General features: G+C 69.4%; 19 protein-coding genes. 5 read left to right on the top strand and 14 right to left on the bottom strand.

What is annotated here, in order from left to right:
* Positions 1-9: 9 nt before the first annotated feature.
* Positions 10-420, bottom strand: a complete 411-nt coding sequence (locus VM780_RS01955; protein WP_325444566.1) for a (R)-mandelonitrile lyase — start codon at positions 418-420, stop codon at positions 10-12.
* 122 nt (positions 421-542) lie between these two features.
* On the opposite strand from VM780_RS01955, the gene VM780_RS01950 reads away from it, so the two are divergent.
* From VM780_RS01950 to VM780_RS01935, 4 genes are all read left to right on the top strand, one after another.
* A complete protein-coding gene (locus VM780_RS01950; protein ID WP_325444564.1) occupies positions 543-1,124 on the top strand; it encodes a PadR family transcriptional regulator in 582 nt (193 codons plus the stop codon).
* Positions 1,125-1,674: 550 nt separating this feature from the next.
* Positions 1,675-3,186: a tripartite tricarboxylate transporter permease gene (locus VM780_RS01945; RefSeq protein WP_325444562.1), complete on the top strand. Its 1,512-nt coding sequence runs from the start codon at positions 1,675-1,677 to the stop codon at positions 3,184-3,186.
* A gap of 74 nt (positions 3,187-3,260) precedes the next feature.
* Positions 3,261-4,274 carry a tripartite tricarboxylate transporter substrate binding protein gene (locus VM780_RS01940; protein WP_325444560.1) on the top strand — a complete coding sequence of 338 codons (1,014 nt, stop codon included), beginning with the start codon at positions 3,261-3,263 and terminating at the stop codon, positions 4,272-4,274.
* A 38-nt stretch (positions 4,275-4,312) separates the two neighbouring features.
* Entirely contained in the window at positions 4,313-4,828 is a 516-nt protein-coding gene (locus VM780_RS01935; RefSeq protein ID WP_325444558.1) for a tripartite tricarboxylate transporter TctB family protein, read from the top strand.
* Positions 4,829-4,837: 9 nt separating this feature from the next.
* On the opposite strand, the gene VM780_RS01930 is transcribed toward VM780_RS01935, so the two are convergent.
* Positions 4,838-5,098, bottom strand: coding sequence for a hypothetical protein (locus VM780_RS01930; protein WP_325444556.1), 261 nt, complete (start codon positions 5,096-5,098; stop codon positions 4,838-4,840).
* Positions 5,099-5,232: 134 nt separating this feature from the next.
* Here VM780_RS01930 and VM780_RS01925 point away from each other — a divergent pair, with 134 nt between their 5' ends.
* Positions 5,233-6,132: a PhzF family phenazine biosynthesis protein gene (locus tag VM780_RS01925; RefSeq protein WP_325444554.1), complete on the top strand. Its 900-nt coding sequence runs from the start codon at positions 5,233-5,235 to the stop codon at positions 6,130-6,132.
* Positions 6,133-6,136: 4 nt separating this feature from the next.
* Here VM780_RS01925 and parC read toward each other — a convergent pair whose 3' ends face one another.
* The 12 genes from parC to VM780_RS01865 all read right to left on the bottom strand — a co-directional run bounded on the left by parC (position 6,137) and on the right by VM780_RS01865 (position 18,403).
* Positions 6,137-8,380, bottom strand: a complete 2,244-nt coding sequence (gene parC, locus VM780_RS01920; protein ID WP_325444552.1) for a DNA topoisomerase IV subunit A — start codon at positions 8,378-8,380, stop codon at positions 6,137-6,139.
* Between the two features lie 116 nt (positions 8,381-8,496).
* Entirely contained in the window at positions 8,497-9,735 is a 1,239-nt protein-coding gene (locus VM780_RS01915) for a M23 family metallopeptidase (protein ID WP_325444550.1), read from the bottom strand.
* 123 nt (positions 9,736-9,858) lie between these two features.
* Positions 9,859-10,521: a protein-L-isoaspartate(D-aspartate) O-methyltransferase gene (locus tag VM780_RS01910; RefSeq protein WP_325444548.1), complete on the bottom strand. Its 663-nt coding sequence runs from the start codon at positions 10,519-10,521 to the stop codon at positions 9,859-9,861.
* A gap of 13 nt (positions 10,522-10,534) precedes the next feature.
* Positions 10,535-11,302, bottom strand: a complete 768-nt coding sequence (gene surE / locus VM780_RS01905) for a 5'/3'-nucleotidase SurE (protein WP_325444546.1) — start codon at positions 11,300-11,302, stop codon at positions 10,535-10,537.
* Positions 11,299-12,579 carry a serine--tRNA ligase gene (gene serS, locus VM780_RS01900; RefSeq protein ID WP_325444544.1) on the bottom strand — a complete coding sequence of 427 codons (1,281 nt, stop codon included), beginning with the start codon at positions 12,577-12,579 and terminating at the stop codon, positions 11,299-11,301. The genes surE and serS overlap by 4 nt, the downstream gene beginning before the upstream one ends.
* Positions 12,580-12,710: 131 nt before the next feature.
* Positions 12,711-13,502, bottom strand: a complete 792-nt coding sequence (gene tatC / locus VM780_RS01895) for a twin-arginine translocase subunit TatC (RefSeq protein WP_325444542.1) — start codon at positions 13,500-13,502, stop codon at positions 12,711-12,713.
* A complete protein-coding gene (gene tatB / locus VM780_RS01890) occupies positions 13,499-14,005 on the bottom strand; it encodes a Sec-independent protein translocase protein TatB (protein ID WP_325444540.1) in 507 nt (168 codons plus the stop codon). The genes tatC and tatB overlap by 4 nt, the downstream gene beginning before the upstream one ends.
* Before the next feature lie 67 nt (positions 14,006-14,072).
* Positions 14,073-14,315, bottom strand: coding sequence for a twin-arginine translocase TatA/TatE family subunit (locus tag VM780_RS01885; protein ID WP_325444538.1), 243 nt, complete (start codon positions 14,313-14,315; stop codon positions 14,073-14,075).
* Between the two features lie 167 nt (positions 14,316-14,482).
* Positions 14,483-15,223 carry an SMC-Scp complex subunit ScpB gene (gene scpB, locus VM780_RS01880; protein ID WP_325444536.1) on the bottom strand — a complete coding sequence of 247 codons (741 nt, stop codon included), beginning with the start codon at positions 15,221-15,223 and terminating at the stop codon, positions 14,483-14,485.
* Complete coding sequence (locus VM780_RS01875; RefSeq protein ID WP_414652764.1) at positions 15,220-16,035, bottom strand: segregation and condensation protein A; 816 nt, start codon at positions 16,033-16,035, stop codon at positions 15,220-15,222. The genes scpB and VM780_RS01875 overlap by 4 nt, the downstream gene beginning before the upstream one ends.
* A gap of 19 nt (positions 16,036-16,054) precedes the next feature.
* A complete protein-coding gene (gene nagZ / locus VM780_RS01870; RefSeq protein ID WP_325444534.1) occupies positions 16,055-17,074 on the bottom strand; it encodes a beta-N-acetylhexosaminidase in 1,020 nt (339 codons plus the stop codon).
* 81 nt (positions 17,075-17,155) lie between these two features.
* Positions 17,156-18,403, bottom strand: a complete 1,248-nt coding sequence (locus tag VM780_RS01865; protein ID WP_325444532.1) for an SPOR domain-containing protein — start codon at positions 18,401-18,403, stop codon at positions 17,156-17,158.
* Between the last annotated feature and the right edge of the window lie 7 nt (positions 18,404-18,410).

Below are 18,410 nucleotides of genomic sequence, written 5' to 3'. Positions count from 1 at the left end.
CAGCGAGGCTCACCGCGCTTCGCCGCCTCGCGCATATTCCGCGTCGCTCACCTGCTCCAGCCAGTCGACGAGCCTGCCGTCCTCAGCCTCGCCGATCGCGATGTGGCTCATGGCGGTGGTCGCGGTCGCGCCATGCCAGTGCTTCTCGCCCGGCGCGAACCACACCACGTCGCCCGGGCGGATCTCTTCGACCCGGCCGCCCTCGCGCTGCGCCCAGCCAAGCCCGGAGACGACCACCAGCGTCTGACCGAGCGGATGGGTGTGCCAGGCGGTGCGGGCGCCGGGCTCGAACGTCACGGTCGCCGCCGAGGCGCGCGCCGGCGCCGGCGCCTGGAAGCGGCCGTCGATCCGCACCGCGCCGGTGAAATACTCCGCCGGACCAGCGGTGGAGGCGATCGTTCCGTTGCGCTGGATGTTCATCGGCTTCTCTCCGCCCGTCGTCCTGAGCCTTCTAGCGCAACAGCCGGCGAGTTCGAGGCGCCGACGAAAACGCATTCCGATATATCTTGAATGTCGATATATCTCGACCTACATCGAAGCTCATGAGACACACACATCATCACGGCGGCTTTGGCCGCATGTTCGCCCATTCCGAAGACCGCGAGCGCGGCTTCGGCCATCCCGGTCATCATCGTCGCCATGACCATCACGGGCCGCGGCGCGGCGGGCGTCCCGGTCGGATGTTCGACTATGGCGAGGTCCGCCTGCTGCTGCTCGCGATGCTGGCCGAACGCCCGGCGCACGGCTACGAGCTGATCCGGGAGATCGAGGAGCGCCTCGGCGGCGCCTACAGCCCGAGCCCGGGCACGATCTACCCGACGCTCTCCTGGCTCGAGGACATGGGCTACGCTTCCGTCGAAGCCGAGGCCGGCCGCAAGCGCTACAGCGTGACGCCCGACGGGGAGGCTTTCCTGACCGCCAACCGCGCGGCGGCCGACGAACTGCTCGCTCGCGGCGCTAGGACGGAGGGCCATCGCCACGGCGCACCCGCGCCTGTGACGCGCGCCATGGAGAACCTGAAGCTCGCCATGCGGCTGCGCCTCAAGGCCGGGCTCGACGACGGCGCCGCCGAAAAGATCGCAGCGGCGCTCGACGCGGCCGCCCAGGCCGTGGAGCGAAGTTGATCGCCTCACTTGAAAGAGAGGGCGCGGCGGAAGCACAGGCGCTCGCGGCCGGCTGTCAGGAATATCTTCTGAGATCCAGCCTCCGCTTGGCAGGCTAACCTCCTCGCAATCCAGAGAGGCGCCGCCGGACCGTCCGGCGCGAGTCTGCGCGGCAGGGATCGACTCTCCCGGCCCTGGACCGACTCGCTACGGCGAGCGGCACAAACGTGGCGCTACGATCGCGGACCGCAGATGGGCTAATGCCGGGCCTGCCTAAACCAGCGCGCGGGCGCCGCAGCGCGGCAAACACAAAAAAGTGAGGAGTCCCCGCGCCTCCATGCGCTGGCTGAAGCATCTGCGCCACCCGCCCGCTTCCTGCGCCGTGGCGCCGGAGCGAACAACCATGGCGGGGCAAGTTCTTCTTGCCAGTGATCAGATGAAAACTTTCGGGCCTAAGACAAAAGGTTAGTGGCGGCGGCTTCCGCGCCATCGGAAAACAATCCGCCGCATTTTGGCCACAGGCCGCGGCGGCGGCCGTGGGCCGTCCGCAACAGGGAAGTCGGGGACTCGCATGGAGGAAATCGGCGCGCTGCTCGGCGGCTTCGCGGTCGCCATCACGCCGTACAATCTGATGCTGATGGTCGTCGGCATCGTGCTCGGCGTGATCATCGGCGTGCTGCCGGGACTGGGCGGCGCCAATGGCGTCGCGATCCTGCTGCCCCTCACCTTCTCGATGGAGCCGACCTCGGCGATCATCATGCTGAGCAGCATCTACTGGGGCGCGCTGTTCGGCGGCGCGATCACGGCGATCCTGTTCAACATACCCGGCGAACCATGGTCGGTGGCGACCACCTTCGACGGCCACCCGATGGCCCAGCGCGGCAAGGCCGACGAGGCGCTGGTCGGCGCCTTCACCTCGTCGTTCGTCGGGGCGATCTTCGCCGTCATCCTGATCACCTTTCTTGCGCCGGTGATCGCCAAGTTCGCGCTGCGCTTCGGCCCGGCCGAGTTCTTCGCGGTCCAGTTCCTGACCTTCGCAAGCTTCCTCGGCATGGGGCGCGGCTCGCCGTTCAAGACGCTCGCCTCGATGTGCCTTGGCTTCGCGCTCGCCTCGGTCGGGCTCGACGGCGTCACCGGCTCGCTGCGTCTGACCTTCGGCCATGAGGAGCTGCTGAACGGCTTCAAGTTCCTGGTCGCCGTCATCGGCCTGTTCGGCATCGGCGAGATCCTGTCCTCGATGGAGGAGGGCCTGAGCTTCCGGGGCGCGCACGCCAAGCTGAAGATGGACGCGGTGATCCGCACCTGGCGGCAGCTGCCGCGCATGGGCTTCACCTTCCTGCGCAGCTGTGTGGTGGGTTGCTGGATGGGAATCACGCCCGGCGGCGCGACGCCCGCGTCCTTCATGGGTTACGGCCTCGCCAAGCGCTTCTCGAAGAACGGCCGGAATTTCGGCAAGGGCGAACTGGAAGGCGTCGTGGCGCCCGAGACCGCGGCGCACGCCGCCGGCACCGCCGCGCTGCTGCCGATGCTCACGCTCGGCATCCCGGGCTCGCCGACCGCCGCGGTGCTGCTCGGCGGCCTGCTGATCTGGGGCCTGCAGCCCGGGCCGCTGATGTTCGTCGAACAGAAGGAGTTCGTCTGGGGCCTGATCGCCTCGATGTACATGGGCAACCTTGTCGGCCTCGTGCTGGTGCTGACCTGCGTCCCGTTCTTCGCCGCCATCCTGCGGGTGCCGTTCTCGATCATCGCGCCGGCGATCGTCGTGATCTGCGCGATCGGCGCCTACACGGTGAACAACGCCATGTTCGACGTCTGGATGATGCTGGTGTTCGGCGTCATGGGCTACCTGTTCACCAAGCTCGGCTACCCGCTGCCGCCGCTCGTCCTCGCGCTCGTGCTCGGCGACCAGGCGGAGAGCTCATTCCGCCAGGCGATGCTGAGCTCGCAGGGCGACGTCTCCGTGTTCTGGTCGAACTGGCTGTGCGGCGGGATCATGACGCTCGGCCTCGCGCTGGCGCTGTGGCCGATCGTCCAAGGCCTGCTGGGAAGATGGAGAGGCGGGCCGGTCGCGACGCCCGCCTGAGGGCGCGGCCGGCCGAACTGCGCGTGACGTGTCGAGAAAAGCCGCGACCACAAGCGGCGACCTGGAGGGATAAGATGTTCGTTCGTTCGCTAAAGACCTCGGCTCTGCTGCTGGGCGCCGCGCTGGGGCTCGCGGCCGGCCCGGCGGCCGCGGCCTGGGAGCCGACCAAGGCGGTCACCTTCATCATCCCGGCCGGCACCGGCGGCGGCGCGGACCAGATGGCGCGCTTCATCCAGGGCGTGATCCAGAAGAACAACCTGATGAGCAAGCCCGTCGTGGTGCTCAACAAGGGCGGCGGCGCGGGAGCCGAAGGCTTCCTGGAAATGAAGGCCTCCGCGCGCGATCCTCACAAGATCATCATCACCCTCTCGAACCTGTTCACGACCCCGCTCGGCACCGGCGCGCCGTTCAACTGGAAGGACATGAAGCCGGTCACAATGCTGGCGCTCGACCAGTTCGTGCTGTGGACCAACGCCGAGAAGAACTACCCGGACGCCAAGGCCTATATCGACGCCGTGAAGGCCGCGCCCGACCGGCAGTTCAAGATGGGCGGCACCGGCTCCAAGCAGGAAGACCAGATCATCACCGCCGCGATCGAGCGGCACACCGACGGCAAGAAGTTCATCTACATTCCCTACGACGGCGGCGGAAAGGTCGCGGTCCAGCTGGTCGGCGGCCACATCGACTCGAGCGTCAACAACCCGATCGAGGCGGTCGCGCAGTGGCGCGGCAAGCAGCTCAAGCCGCTCTGCATCTTCGACGCCAAGCGCTCGACGCATACGGCGAAGATCACCGAGGACATGGCCTGGAGCGACATCCCGACCTGCAAGGAATCCGGCCTGCCGGTCGAATACCAGATGCTCCGCGGCATCTTCACGACCAGCGGCGCGACCGACGAGCAGGTCGCCTTCTATGTCGACCTGTTCAAGAAGGTGATGGCGACCGAGGACTGGAAGGCCTTCATGGACAAGGGCGCGTTCAACGAGACGACGATGAGCGGGCCGGAATTCGAGGCGTGGCTCACAGAGGCTGAGAAGACCCATCGCGAGCTGATGCAGGAAGCCGGCTTCCTGGCGCAGGCGCAGTAATCCGGCGACACGCCTGAACCGAGACGACGAGGCCAGCCATGAGCCACGCCCCTGAAGTGCAGGACGAACGCGCGCTGGTCAGCACCCGCGCGGCGGACATCGTCGTGGCGCTGCTGTTCCTCGTCGCCTCCGCCATCGTGATCGCCGACAGCACCCGCCTCGGCTTCGACTGGCGGCCCAATGAGGGGCCGGCGCCCGGCTATTTTCCGTTCTACATCGCCGTGATCATGGCGTTCGCGAGCGCCGTCAACCTCGCCCGCGCCGTGCTGGTCGCGCCGGAAGGCGAGCAGACGCTGACCACGCGGCCGGGCTTCATGCGGATGATGGCGATCTTCGTCCCCGCCGTCGTCTATGCGTTCGCGACCAGCTGGATCGGCATCTATGTGTCGTCCGCGATCTACATCGCGGCCTTCATGATCTTCTTTGGCCGCTTCGCGGTGTGGAAGGCGGCCGCGGTCTCGCTGTCGATCGCGCTGATCGCGTTCCTGATGTTCGAGATCTGGTTCCTGGTGCCGCTGCCGAAGGGCCCGCTCGAAGCTGCGCTCGGCTACTGAGGCAAGAGCTCAGTCGGCGAAATAGGCGAGCTCGGCGGCAAGCCGGGCTGCTTCCCGGCTGGCCGAGACGCCCTCGAAGCCGTGCGGCGCGCGGTCGCCGCGAAAGCCGGTCCATTTCCACCGATCGTCGCGCGCCGAGAACCCGACCCGGCTGACCTGCAGGAAATCCTGCGCCGCGATCTGGCCGGGCGCCGGCACGAGGTGTTCCACCGAAAGCGCTCCGGCCTCGGGGCTGATCCATTCAAGCTGAGAGCTGCGTTCCAGGCTCATGGGCTACTCCGACGCGCCGCCGCATCCTGCGGGGCCGGATCTCTTTAGCGCGTCTTCCCCTTCGGCCGGGTTAAACCCGTTCCTCGGATTCGAGCGGCCTTCTTCACGACCGCCCGGCGTGCTACCGACCGCCCATGTCCCGCCTCTATGTCATCCTCGACGTCTTCGCCGACAAAGCTCTCGCGGGTAATCCGCTCGCAGTGGTGCTCGACGCCTCCGGGCTCGACGCTGCGGCGATGCAGCGGATCGCGCGCGAGTTCAACCTGTCCGAGACGGTGTTCCTGCTGCCGCCGGAAGACGAGGACCGCAAGGCGCGGGTGAGGATCTTCACGCCGCAGCGTGAGCTTCCGTTCGCCGGCCACCCCACGGTCGGCGCGGCTGCGCTGCTCGGGCTGATGGAGGCCATGGCCGGCAAGGGTCGAGAGGCCACGTTCGAGATCGAGGAGGCGGTCGGCGCGATCGCCTGCCGGACGGTCGCGAGCGGCAAGCGCGCCGGTCGTGCGACCTTCGACCTGCCGCGCCTGCCGCAGCCGTCGGGCGCGGCGCCGGATGCGGCCGCCGTCGCCGCGGCCCTGGGGCTGGCGCCGGGCGACGTCGGCTTCGAAGGCCACGCGCCGTCGCGCTTCGACGCCGGCAACGCGTTCTGCTTCGTCCCGCTCGCCGGCCTCGACGCGCTCGCGCGCGCTGCGGCTGATCCAGGGCGCTGGAGGACGGCGTTCGGCGGCGATCTCGGCGCGTTCCTCTACACGCGCGAGACCGCCGACCCCGCCCTCGCCTTCCGCGCCCGGATGCTGTCGCCCGGCATCGGCGAGGATCCGGCGACCGGCTCCGCCGCCGCCGCTTTCGCCGGCGCCGTGATGACGTTCGACCGCCCCGCCGATGGCGAGCATCTGCTGCGCATCGGACAGGGCTACGAGATGGGGCGCCCGAGCGTGATCGAGCTCGGGCTCGTGGTCCGCGACGGCGCGCTGAGCGCCGCCAGCATCGGCGGCGCAGCCGTCGTGGTCGCCGAGGGCACGCTGTTCCTGCCCTGAGCCGCTAACCTGAAAATTTGTTGGAGGCGGAGAATCCGCGTGGCGGCAGGCGACCGGCCTCGGCGCGGTTGCCGACCCAGTCGCGCAGCTCCTCGCCCTTCAGCGACCAGACCTTGCCGCCATTGGTGACGAAGGAGAATCCTTCCGCGAGGTTGAACACCTTCACGTCCGAAACGCTGCCGTCCCGGTAGCGCTGCAGCCGCACGCCGCGCCCGCGCGCCATCTCGGCGACCTGCGAGATCGGGAACAGCAGCAGCTTACGGTTCTGTCCGATGATCGCGACCGTGTCGCCCTCGGCTGGCGCAAAGCACAGGACAGAGGCGCCGTTGTCCAGATTGGCGACCTGCCGGCCCTTGCGGGTCGAGGACAGCAGCTGGTCCTCGCCGACCAGGAAGCCGCGCGCGTCGCTCGCCACGACGAGCCGGCGCGCGCCGGGCCTGTGGGCGAACACGTCGAGCACGTCCGCGCCCTCGTCGACGTCGACCATCAGCCGGATCGGCTCGCCGGCCCCGCGGCCTCCGGGGAGCTTGGAGGCGTCGAGCGTATAGGCCTTGCCGTTCGTGGTGGCGACGACGAGCTTCGCGGTGGTCTCAGTCGGAAAGGCGAGCTTGAGGCTGTCGTCGGCCTTGAAGGTGAGGCCCGAGACGTCCTGGACGTGACCCTTGAGCGCGCGGATCCAGCCCTTTTGGGAGACCACGACGGTGATCGGCTCGCGCTCGATAAAGGCGTCCGCCACCTCGGCTGCGGTCGCGGCGGGCGGCGCCTCGAAGGTGGTGCGGCGCTTGCCGAGCGCAGTTTCGGGCCCGAAGCTCTTGGCGAGACCGTCGAGCTCCTTGCCGACGCGGCGCCACTGCTTCGCTTCAGAGCCGAGCAGGCCGCGCAGCTCCTCGCCTTCCTTCGTGAGCTTGTCGTGCTCCCGCCTGATCTCGATCTCCTCGAGCTTGGCCAGGGAGCGCAGGCGGATGTTGAGGATCGCGTCGGCCTGCAGCTCGGTCAGCGAGAATGCAGCGATCAGCTCGGCCTTCGGCTCGTCCGCCTGCCGGACGATGCGGATCACCTCGTCGATGTTGAGGTAGGCGATCAGCAGCCCGTCGAGGATCTCGAGCCGCCGGACGATGGCGTCGAGCCGATGCTGCGACCGGCGCTGGATCACCTCACGGCGATGGTCGAGCCAGTGCCGCAGCGCATCCTTGAGGCTGAGCACCATCGGCGTCTGGCCGCGGACCAGCACGTTCATGTTGAGCGGGATGCGCGTCTCGAGCTCGGTCAGGCGGAACACCGACTCCATCATCATCGCCGGGTCGACCGTGCGAGCGCGCGGCTCGATCACCAGGCGGATCTCGTCAGTAGATTCATCGCGCACGTCGACGACGAGCGGCAGCTTGCGGTCGGTGATCAGCTCGGCGAGCCGTTCGACCAGCCGGCTCTTCGGCACGAGCCATGGAATCTCGGTGACGACTGCGACCCATGTGCCGCGGCCGAGATCCTCGACCTTCCATCGCGCGCGGGTCCGGAATGCGCCGCGGCCGGTGCGGTAGGCCTCCGCAATCGTCGACGGGCCGTCGATGATGACGCCGCCGGTCGGAAAGTCCGGGCCCTGCACATGGGCCAGCAGTTCGTCGGTCTCGGCGTTCGGGTTCGCGAGCAGCGCGCGGGCGGCCTCGACGAGTTCGGCGACATTGTGCGGCGGAATCGCGGTCGCCATGCCGACCGCGATCCCCTGGCTGCCGTTGGCGAGCAGGTTCGGGAACGCCCCCGGGAGCACGACCGGCTCCTGCTCGGAGCCGTCATAGGTCGGACGGTAGTCGACGGCGTTCTCTTCGAGGCCGTCGAGCAGCAGCCGCGCCACCTCGGTGAGCCGCGCCTCGGTGTAGCGCATCGCCGCCGGATTATCGCCGTCGACATTGCCGAAATTGCCCTGCCCCTCGACCAGCGGCCAGCGCTGCGCGAAGTCCTGGGCCAGCCGGACCAGCGCGTCATAAACCGACTGGTCGCCATGCGGATGGTATTTGCCGATGACGTCGCCGACGACGCGGGCGCATTTCTTGAAGGCCGCCCCCGGGTCGAGCTTCAGCTCCCGCATCGCCCACAGCACCCGGCGGTGGACGGGCTTCAGCCCGTCGCGGACGTCCGGCAGGGCGCGCTGGGTGATGGTCGAAAGCGCGTAGGCGAGGTAGCGCTCCTCAAGCGCCGAGCGCAGCTCGACGGGGAGGACGCCATCCTCCGGCGGAGGCGCGAGTTCGCTCATGCCCCTCGCTTAAGGGGTCGGCCGATTCGGCGCAAGAAGCTCAGGGGCTACGGCGCAGACGCCAAAAAAGATCCCGGCGCGCCGGAGGCGGCCGGGATCTTGGAAAGCGTCTGGTCTCAGGCGTTCGGCAGGTGCTGCAACGGATCGACGGTGGTCGCGCCCTTGCGGACCTCGAAGTGCAGCTGCGGCGAGGAGACGTTGCCGGTCGAGCCGGATTTCGCGATCACCTGGCCGCGGCGGACGCTGTCGCCGCGCTTCACCTTCAGCGCGCTGTTGTGGGCGTAGGCCGTGACCCAGCCGTTCGAATGCCGGATCAGAACCAGATTGCCGAAGCCTTTGAGCTCGCTGCCCGCATAGGCGACCACGCCGTCGTCCGAAGCCTTCACGTCGGTGCCCTCGGGGACCGCGACATTGATGCCGTCATTGGACGAGCCGCTCGCCTTCGAGCCATAGGCCGAGATGACGCGGCCACGCACCGGCCAGCGGAAGGCAGGCCCGGTCTCCGCCGCCGGCGACGGATCGACCTTGAGAGCCGCGGTCTTGACGTTGTCGTCGGCGGGCTTCGCCTCCGCGACGGGCGCGGGCTTGACGACGGGCGCAGCCGCCGCCGGCTGCGCCGCGGGCTTGGGCGCAGGCTCCGCGCCCTTGGCCTGCGGGCCCTGGACGAACTTCATCTCGCCCTTAGGCTCGGCGCTCGCGACCGGGGCGGGCGCAGGGTGACGCGCCGGCGCCGGAGGCGGCGCCATCCGGCTCGCCGGGGCCGGAGCGGCCGCGACCCGCACGGGGCTCGGCGCCGGCGCGGCAGCGGCGTGCTGGCCGGAATAGGACGGGATCACGATGCGCTGGCCAGGCGCCAGCCCATTCGCGTTCTGCATGTTGTTGGCCTGCATGATCGCGCTCGCCGGAACGCCGTAGCGCTGCGAGAGCGTGCGCAGGCTGTCGCCCTGCTGAAGCGTGACGACCGTGCCGCCGTTCGAGGACCAGCCGGGGCCGCCCGAACGAGGCTCGGGGCTCGGCGCCGGCGGCAGGGCCCCGGTCGACGGAGGATCCATGGACGAGGAGCGGTAGCCGCCGCCCGAGCCTTCGAAACCGCGCATCGGCCTCGCCTGAGCCGCAGGAGGCGCGCCAAGCGGCGCGCGCTCGACCCGGCTGCTCGGCGCCGCCTGGACGGAGCTCGTGTAGTTCGGCTCCGGAGCGGGGCTTTCGGCCGAGGAGGTCGAGAACGGGTTGGAGAACGGATCCTCGCCGAAGCGAGTGGTATCGGAGCTGCAGGCCCCAAGAGCGCCAGCGCCAAGAGCGACCACAGCGGCGCGCGCCAGAAGCCGGGAACGCAGGCACGGAACGAAGTTACGCATGTTGGACACTCGCGACGAACTCGACCGACATGATCAGAGTTAAAGCGCGTTGAGGTAAACGGAGCGTTTAGGACGGCGATTTTGGCCACGATGCGGCCGCAAATCTTGCCGGCGGCCCTGCCGTCAGAGGGCCAGCGCCACGCCTTCGAGCATGGGCTGCTGGCGGATGGACCCGATCGTCGTTTCGTCGAGCGAGCCGTCCTTGCCCTTGATGAAGCGGGTGAGCCGCTGGCCGCTGGCGTCGCCGACCGGCGCGATCATCACGCCGCCGGGCTTGAGCTGGTTCAGCAGGGTCGAGGGAGGCTTGTCGACCGCCGCAGTGACGAGAATCCGCTCGAACGGAGCCTGCGCAGGGCGCCCGAGCGCGCCGTCGGCGAAGACAAGCGTGCAGTTCGGCGCGCCGCCAAGCTCCGCCAGGCGACGTTCGGCATTCTCGATCAGGGTCCGAAACCGGTCGACGCTGACCACCCGGCGCGCAAGGCGCGAGAGGATGGCGGCGCAGTAGCCTGTGCCGGTTCCGATCTCGAGCACGTTGTCGAGATCGCCGACCGCGAGCCCATCCACCATCATGGCGATCTGTGAGGGCGATTCGAGCGTCTGCCCGCACGCGATCGGCAGCGAGCGGTCGGCGTAGGCGACCGCCCGGTGGCGCGCCGGCGCGAACAGCGCCCGCGGAATTGTCTCGAGCGCCTTCAGGGTGCGGGTGTGCAGCACGCCCCGGCTTCGCAGCGCGAGCACCAGCTCGGCGCGCCGGGTGCGTTCGGCGTCGTCGGCGCTCATGCTCATGCGACTCGCATCCTCAGACGTCGGCGAAGGCCGCAGCCAGTCCGTCGAAGAGGGCCTCGTCCGTCAAGTCGATCTTCAGGGGGGTCACCGAGATCTGACGCGAACGGACGGCGGCGAGGTCCGTGCCCTCCTGCGCCACGGCATCCGCGCGGCCGAACACGATCCAGAAATACCGGTTGCCGCGGCCGTCCTTGCGGCCTTCGATCTTCAGCAGCTCCTGGTTGCGCTGGCCCTGCCGGGTCACCGCCACGCCGAGCACCTCCTCGCCGAGACAGCCGGGGAAATTCACGTTGACCAGCCGGTCGCGCTGAAAGCCCGCCTTGACGATGCGCCGCACCACCTCGGCGCCGTGCCGCCGCGCAGAGTCGAAAATGTCGTCGAGCTCGCGGGCGCGGTTGAAGTTCTGCGACAGCGCGATCGACGGCACGCCCAGCAGGGTGCCCTCGATGGCGCCGGCGATGGTGCCCGAATAGGTGACGTCCTCGGCCACGTTCTGCCCGCGATTGACGCCCGACAGGATCAGGTCCGGCCGCTTGTCCGCCAGCAGGTGGCGCACCCCCATGATGACGCAGTCGCTCGGCGTGCCGCGCACCGCGAAGCGCTTGTCGCCGATCTGGCGCAGCCGCAGCGGATCGCTGAGCGAGATCGAATGCGAGGCGCCCGACTGGTCCGTTTCGGGCGCGACGATCCAGACGTCGTCGGAGAGCTCCAGCGCGATCTGCTCGAGCGTCTCGAGCCCTTCGGCATGGACGCCGTCGTCATTGGTGAGGAGGATTCTCAAGACGCGCGCTCTATTCTGGCGAGGCCGCCCATATAGGGCTGCAGCGCCGTCGGGATCGTGATCGAGCCGTCCTCCTGCTGGTAGTTCTCCAGCACCGCGACGAGCGCGCGGCCGACCGCGACGCCGGAGCCGTTCAGCGTGTGGACGAAGCGCGGGCCCTTCTGGTCGGCCGGGCGATAGCGGGCGTTCATGCGGCGCGCCTGGAAGTCGCCGCAGACGGAGCAGCTCGAAATTTCCCGATAGGCGTTCTGCGCCGGCAGCCAGACCTCGATGTCGTAGGTCTTCTGCGAAGAGAAGCCCATGTCGCCGGTGCAGAGCGTCACGGTGCGGAACGGCAGGTCGAGCCGCTTCAGCACCTCCTCGGCGCAGCCGAGCATCCGCTCGTGCTCCTCGAGGCTCTTTTCCGGCGTCGTAATGGAGACCAGCTCAACCTTGGTGAACTGGTGCTGGCGGATCAGTCCGCGCGTGTCCCGCCCGGCCGCTCCCGCTTCGGCGCGGAAGCAAGGCGTCCCGGCTGTGACGCGGAGCGGCAGCTCCTCCTCGGAGAGGATCTGCTCGCGCACGAGGTTGGTGAGAGAAACTTCGGCTGTGGGAATGAGCCAGAAATCGAAGCTCGCCCGGAACTGGTCGTCAGCGAACTTCGGCAGCTGCGCGGTGCCGAACATCGCCTCGTCGCGCACCAGCAGCGGCGGGGCGATCTCGGTGTAGCCGTGTTCGCCCGTGTGCAGGTCGAGCATGAAGCTCGCAAGCGCACGTTCGAGACGCGCCACCTGCCCCTTGAGCACGGCGAAGCGGGCGCCGGACATGCGGGACGCCGCTTCGAAGTCGATCAGGCCAAGGGCCTCTCCGAGCTCGTAATGCGCCTTGGCGTCATGAATTTCGCGCGGCGTTCCAACGCGGTGAAGCTCGACATTGCCGCTCTCGTCCTCGCCGTCCGGCACTTCCTGAAGCGGGATGTTGGGGATCTCGGCGAGCGTCGCCTGCAGCTCATCCTCGATCGCCTTCTGCTCCGCCTCGGCGGCCGGGATATCCTGCTTGAGCTGGGCGACCTCGGCGATCAGCGCGGCGGCGCGGGCCTCGTCCTTCTGGGCTTTCGCCTGGCCGACTTCCTTGGAGGCTGCGTTGCGGCGCTCCTGCATGACCTGCAGCCGGCCGATGATCTCGCGCCGGCGCTCGTCGATCGCAATCAGCCGCGGGCTCTGCGGCGTCAGCCCCCGACGCGCGAGGCCCCGGTCGAACGTCTCCGGATTGTCGCGGATCAGGCGGATGTCATGCATGGGGGAGACGGTCCTTCAATAGATCTCGAGCGGAGGTCGCGCGGCGCGACCGCCTCGTCTGGATCGGGAGAGAAGTCGGTTCGCGGCCCAGTCTCGCGCACAGGACGAACAGGGGCGAGGCGCCGGCCGGGCTACTCCGGCGGGCTTGCCGCGGCGTCCGCTTCGGCCCGCTTCTTCTCGACCATCTTCACGACGAAGATGGAGGCTTCGTAGAGAAGCAGCGTCGGCACGGCAAGCGCGACCTGGCTGATGACGTCCGGCGGCGTGAGCACCGCGGCGATGGCGAACACCGCCACGATCGCGTAGCGCCGCTTGGCGATCAGCCACTTGGAGTCAATGAAGCCGGCCCGCGCCAGAAGCGTGAGGATCACCGGCGTCTGGAAGCAGATGCCGAAGGCGAAGATCAGCGTCATGATCAGCGACAGATATTCGCTGGTCCGCGCGACTAGTTCGATCGAGGCATGCCCCTCCCCGCCGGTCTGCTGCATCGACAGGAAGAACCGCATCGCAAGCGGCATGGCGGCGAAATACACGAAGGCCGCGCCAAGCAGGAACAGGATCGGGGTCGCGATCAGGTAGGGCAGGAAGGCCTGCCGCTCGTTCTTGTAGAGTCCCGGCGCGACGAATTTGTAGATCTGGTTCGCGACCAGCGGGAAGGAGATGAAGCCCGCGCCGAACATCGCAAGCTTGATCTGCGTGATGAAGAACTCCTGCGGCGCCGTGTATTGCAGCCGGATCGCCTCGGCAGAGCCGGCCGCGATCTCGTAAGGCACGAGCAGGATGTTGAAGATGTGACCCGCCACGGAGAAACAGAGCGCGAAGGCCACCACGAAGGCGAGGATCGACTTGATCAGCCGCGAACGCAGCTCGATCAGATGATCCATCAGCGGGGCTTTGGTGGCGTCGATGTCCGCCTGGCTCACGCGCGCGCTCCGGGAGCGGGCGCGTCAGTCGTCGCCTCGGGTTCCGAGCCGGCGGGATGCGCCGCGCCGTTGGCCTTGGCGGCGAGCTCCGGACCAGGCGCGGTCTCGCCGCTGGGCGCCGGGATCGCCTCGGGCTCAGGCGCGAGCGCCGAGGGAGCGTCCGCGGCGCCGTTCGCCGCGGATCCGGCGAGCGCGGACGGCGCAGGCTTGGACGGCGTGTTGAGCGCGCCCCTGATTTCGTCGCGCGCCATTTTGAACGGGTCCGGGGCGCTGACCATCTTGCTTGCAGTATCCCTCAGGCACGTGAGGTCCTTCTGCAGGTCTTCGAGTTCGGCCTCGCGCAGCGCCTCGTTGAACTGCGACTGGAAATCGCCCGCCATGCGCCGCAGGGTCGCGACGGTCTTGCCGAGCTGCCGCAGCAGGGGCGGCAGGTCGCGCGGCCCGATGACCACGAGCGCGACCACGGCGACGACCAGGAACTCGGACCAGGCTATGTCGAACATCTGTCAGGCCGCCGGCGGGCAAGGCGAAGAGCGGCTCCTCGCGGCGCCGCCCGTCCAAGCCTGCGGGTTACGACTGGCGGCCGTCGACGCTGCCGACGGTCGGGCGAACCTGCGGATCGGCGCGGTGCTCGATCGTCTGGGCGCCCCGCTGCTGGGACATGCCCTCGGCGACCTCGTCCTCTTCCGAAAGGCCCTTCTTGAAGCTTTTGATGCCCTTGGCCATGTCGCCCATGATGTCGGAGATCTTCCCGCGGCCGCCGAACAGCAGCAGCACGAGAACGCCGACGACCAGCCAGTGCGTGAGGCTCATGACGATTCCTTTCGATCAGCCGGAGGAGCGGTCGCAGCGGCCCGGCGCGCGACGGAGACCCGTCCGACATGACCGGAACCTAGGTCCGGGGAGTCGGAAACACAAGGACTTCCGGCAGTTGTGGCTTCACGCCGCCGTCAGGCGCTAGACGAGAGAGCTAGAGGCTCTCAGCCTTCCTGCGAAGGCTCGCTCTCGTGACGCTCCGGGCCAAGCGCCGCCTCGAACGCATCCTCGTCGTCAAGTGGATCCTCGTCCTCGCGCAGCCCGTCTTGGTCGCTCGGCGGCGACAGGTCGAGGCCCGGCGGGAGGCGGGCGTCAAGCAGTCCCGCAGCCTTGAGCTCGGACAAGCCGGGCAGGTCCGACACCTGCTCCAGCCCGAAATGGTCGAGAAACGCCGGCGTCGTGCCGAAGGTCACCGGTCGGCCCGGCGATCGCCGCCGCCCCCGCAGCCGTATGAAGCCCGCCTCGAGCAGCGTCTCGAGCGTGCCGCGCGAGGTGGCGACGCCGCGGATCTCCTCGATCTCCGCCCGGGTGGCGGGCTGGTGATAGGCGATGATCGCGAGCGTCTCGATCGCGGCCCGGGAGAGCTTCCTGGTCTCCCGCGCGCCCGTGACGACGGCGGCGGCGACGTCGGGCGCGGTGCGGAACGCCCAGCCAGAGCCCACGCGCCGCAAATTGACGCCGCGGGCGGCATAATCCTCGACGAGCGCTCTCAGCACGAGCCGGAGATCGGCGCCGGGCGGCAGTCTTGCGGCGAGCGCGGCCTCCTCCACGGGCGTCGGAGACGCGAACAGCACCGCCTCCACGATGTTCCGATGGAGCAGGTCGAGCCGCGCCCGCTCGTCGGCCGTGAGCCGGCCGTCGAGGCCTTCCAGCGGCAGCGGAGGTGCGTCGCCGCGATCCGTCACTCCTCCTCCCTCGGCGCCAGCGCGAGCGGCGCCCCGCTGCGCACGAAGAGCGGCCCAAAGGCGCGATGCTGCCGGAGTTCCACCCGACCCTCGCGGGCGAGCTCAAGCGATGCGCCGAAGCCGGCGGCCAGCACTGAGGCGCGCATCTCCGGGCTCATGTAGCGCAACAGCAGCGTATCGAGGCGGGACCAGTCGGCGGAGCGTCCCACCAGCCGCTCCAGAGCGGCTCTGGCTTCCGCCAGCGTCCATGTCGGGCGCCGCTCGACCGTGACTGCGGTCTTGAGATTGCGGGTGCGCTGTCGGGCGTAAGCGCTGAGAAGATCGTAGAGAGTCGCGGTCCACCGCGGCGGCGCCTGTTCCGCCTGCGCGGGCGGCTCGCCGCGCGCGAACACGTCGCGGTCGAGCAGCGGACGGTCGAACAGCGCATGGCCTGCGGCCCGCATCGCCTCAAGCCTGCGCAGCCTGAACGCAAGCGCTGCGGCGACCATCGAGGCCGGTGGCTCCTCCTCATCGGCGGGCGCGTCGGGCGCAAGCAGCCGGGACTTTAGGTAGGCGAGCCAGGCGGCCATCACGAGGTAGTCGGCCGCAAGATCGAGACGCTCCGCGCGCGCGATCTCGACAAAGGCAAGATACTGTTCGGCAAGCTCGAGGATGGAGATCCGCGCCAGATCGACCTTCTGCCGACGCGCGAGGTCGAGCAGCAGGTCGAGCGGCCCTTCGAAGCCCTCCAGGTCGACGACGAAGGCGGCCGACGCCTCGGGCCGCTCATCGGCCTCGAATGCGCCTAACGTCTCGCGGGTGGTTTCTGCCAAGGCCGCGCCTCCGGCGGCGTCAGGCGCTTGAGCGTTCGAGCAGCCCGTCGCGCGCCGCCGCGAGCGCCGCGACGTCGACCTCCGGCCGCGGCCGCAACAGGGCGAGCGCCTTGGCGGCCCTTTCGGCCGAACGTCCCTCGAGCCGCGGCGCCGCCGCCGCGACCTCGACCATTTCACTCATCACGCCGTTGCAATGCAAGGCGACGTCGCAGCCGGCGGCGAGCGCCTTCGCCGCCGAACAGCCGACCCCCTCGGAAAGCGCCTTCATGGAGAGGTCGTCGGTCATCAGCAGGCCGTCGAAGCCGATATGGCCGCGGATGACGTCGCCGATGATGATCGGCGACAGCGTCGCCGGCCGGTCGGGGTCGATCGCCTCGAACACGATGTGGCCGGTCATGCCGAGCGGCGCGTCCGCAAGCGCCCGGAACGGGCGGAAATCGGTCGCCTCCAGCGTCTCGCGATCGGCCGCGACGCGCGGCAGGTGGAAGTGACTGTCGACGGTGGCGCGGCCATGCCCGGGCATGTGCTTGACCACCGGCAGCGCCCCGCCGGCGAGAAGGCCGTCGATCACGGCGCGCCCGAGATCGGCGATCGCCTCGGCGTCGGCCGCATAGGCGCGGTCGCCGATCGCGTCCGTCATGCCCTGCGCCGGAAGGTCGAGCACGGGAAGGCAGTCCACGGTCACGCCCAACGCGGCGAGTTCGGCCCCGAGAAGCTCGGCGCCCAGGCGCGCGGCCGCGAGCGCAGCCTGACGGTCGTCGCCGTAGAGCCGGCCATAGGAGGCGGCCGGCGGGTGGATGGAGGCGAGCGGCGGCCGGATGCGCTGGACGCGCCCGCCTTCCTGGTCGATCAGCACCGGAGCGTCGGCGCGGCCGACGGCCTCCCGGAAGTCAGCGCAGAGGCTCCGGACCTGATCGGCCGACGCGATGTTGCGGCCAAACAGGATGAGGCCCCAGGGCTCGGCCTCGCGGAAGAAGCCACGCTCCTCTGGCGTGAGCGCGACTCCGTGGCAGCCTGAGATGAATGCGCGGGTCGCCATGAAGCCGAGCCGAGGGAGGGGCTGTAAGGAGCGAGCCGCGCGGAAGCCCTGCTCCGCGCGGCGTCTCGGTCGGCCGAGGCCTTAGTTGCGCGCGACCACGCAGTCGCCGCCGGCGGCGCGCAGATTGTTGCACACCGTCGAAGCGTCGGTGCTGCTGCCGAACGGCCCAACGCGGACCCGGTAGTAGGTGCCGCGATCGCCGACGGTCGCCGTCTGGATGGAGGCCTGGTAGCTCCCGAGCACCTGCGGGAACCGCTTCTGCAGCGCCGCGAAGGCGGAGCGGGCCTCATCCTCCGAGCGTTGCGAACTCACCTGGACGACGTAACCGCCCGCGGTCGTCCGGGCGGGCGACGGCGTCGGAGCGGGCGCGCGCGGAGCGACGGCCGCGACCTGTTCGGGCTCGGAGCGAGCCGGCGCGGCAGGTTTGGGAGCGGGCTTCGGAGCGGCGGCCGGCGCCGGCTTGGGCGCGGCGGCCACGCGCGGCTCCGTCGGCTGCTGCGAACCTTCCGCCATGATGCCGTCGTCGAAATCGCTGCGCGGCGCCTCGCCGGTCCGCGCCGCCTCGGCGATCGGGTCGACAGGCTGCGCGGGCTGCGCGGCCGGCGCGGCGGGAGCCGCCGGCGCAGCGGGCGCAGCCGGCGCCTCGGCCATGGAGCCGTCAGGGCGGATCGTCATGGTCTTGACCTTGCGCGGCCCCTCGCCGGCCGTCGACGGCGCGGTCCGCTCCGCCGAGGCGGTGGCCTGCGGCAGGATGATGCGTGCGCCCTCGTTTCTCGGCGCGGCCGACGGGGCCGGAAGATCGACCGGCTCTTCCTCGCGGGAAACGACCTTGGAGTTTGCCTGGCCGCCCGCGTCGACCCGGTCGTAAACCGCCTTGGTCGGCTGATGCGCCGTCTCGGACTTCTCGGGAACCGTCTTGACCGGCTCGGTGTCCGCCTTGATCAGCGGCGCCTCGCCGCTCGCGCCGCGTGAGCCGAGCATCTTGTAGCCCACGACGCCGAGGCCGCCGACGAGCGCGACCGCGAGAACGGCGCCGACCATCATCAGTCCGCTGCGGCCGGCGCCGAGCTGCCGCTGCTCCGGCTCGTACTCGTAGTAGAGCGGATTGCCGTCCTGGTCGTAGCCGTAGGGCTCGTCAGGATTGGGCGCATAGGCGCGCGGGTCGTAGATCGGCTCCTGATCGGGATATCCCTGCTGATCGTCCGCCGCCTGCGGACGCCCGGCCTGATCATAATGCTGGCCGGCGCGCAGTTCGTAGTCGTCATACACGCTGAACTCGTCGTTCCGCGCGCCCGCGGCGCCGCCGCGCCTTACAGCTTGGTTTTGCATTTCACCG

It is taken from the genome of Hansschlegelia sp., assembly GCF_035538955.1.
Lineage (GTDB): Bacteria > Pseudomonadota > Alphaproteobacteria > Rhizobiales > Methylopilaceae > Methylopila.
Note: the sequence above shows the minus strand (reverse complement) of the source record. Positions and strands in the feature narration are given on the sequence as shown.

Excerpts from the sequence above, each read along its gene's own strand:
- VM780_RS01955 (WP_325444566.1), bottom strand. The coding sequence starts at position 420 with ATGAACATCCAGCGCAACGGAACGATCGCCTCCACCGCTGGTCCGGCG.
- VM780_RS01950 (WP_325444564.1), top strand. The coding sequence starts at position 543 with ATGAGACACACACATCATCACGGCGGCTTTGGCCGCATGTTCGCCCAT.
- VM780_RS01945 (WP_325444562.1), top strand. The coding sequence starts at position 1,675 with ATGGAGGAAATCGGCGCGCTGCTCGGCGGCTTCGCGGTCGCCATCACG.
- VM780_RS01940 (WP_325444560.1), top strand. The coding sequence starts at position 3,261 with ATGTTCGTTCGTTCGCTAAAGACCTCGGCTCTGCTGCTGGGCGCCGCG.
- VM780_RS01935 (WP_325444558.1), top strand. The coding sequence starts at position 4,313 with ATGAGCCACGCCCCTGAAGTGCAGGACGAACGCGCGCTGGTCAGCACC.
- VM780_RS01930 (WP_325444556.1), bottom strand. The coding sequence starts at position 5,098 with ATGAGCCTGGAACGCAGCTCTCAGCTTGAATGGATCAGCCCCGAGGCC.
- VM780_RS01925 (WP_325444554.1), top strand. The coding sequence starts at position 5,233 with ATGTCCCGCCTCTATGTCATCCTCGACGTCTTCGCCGACAAAGCTCTC.
- parC (WP_325444552.1), bottom strand. The coding sequence starts at position 8,380 with ATGAGCGAACTCGCGCCTCCGCCGGAGGATGGCGTCCTCCCCGTCGAG.
- VM780_RS01915 (WP_325444550.1), bottom strand. The coding sequence starts at position 9,735 with ATGCGTAACTTCGTTCCGTGCCTGCGTTCCCGGCTTCTGGCGCGCGCC.
- VM780_RS01910 (WP_325444548.1), bottom strand. The coding sequence starts at position 10,521 with ATGAGCATGAGCGCCGACGACGCCGAACGCACCCGGCGCGCCGAGCTG.
- serS (WP_325444544.1), bottom strand. The coding sequence starts at position 12,579 with ATGCATGACATCCGCCTGATCCGCGACAATCCGGAGACGTTCGACCGG.
- tatB (WP_325444540.1), bottom strand. The coding sequence starts at position 14,005 with ATGTTCGACATAGCCTGGTCCGAGTTCCTGGTCGTCGCCGTGGTCGCG.
- VM780_RS01885 (WP_325444538.1), bottom strand. The coding sequence starts at position 14,315 with ATGAGCCTCACGCACTGGCTGGTCGTCGGCGTTCTCGTGCTGCTGCTG.
- nagZ (WP_325444534.1), bottom strand. The coding sequence starts at position 17,074 with ATGGCGACCCGCGCATTCATCTCAGGCTGCCACGGAGTCGCGCTCACG.
- VM780_RS01865 (WP_325444532.1), bottom strand. The coding sequence starts at position 18,403 with ATGCAAAACCAAGCTGTAAGGCGCGGCGGCGCCGCGGGCGCGCGGAAC.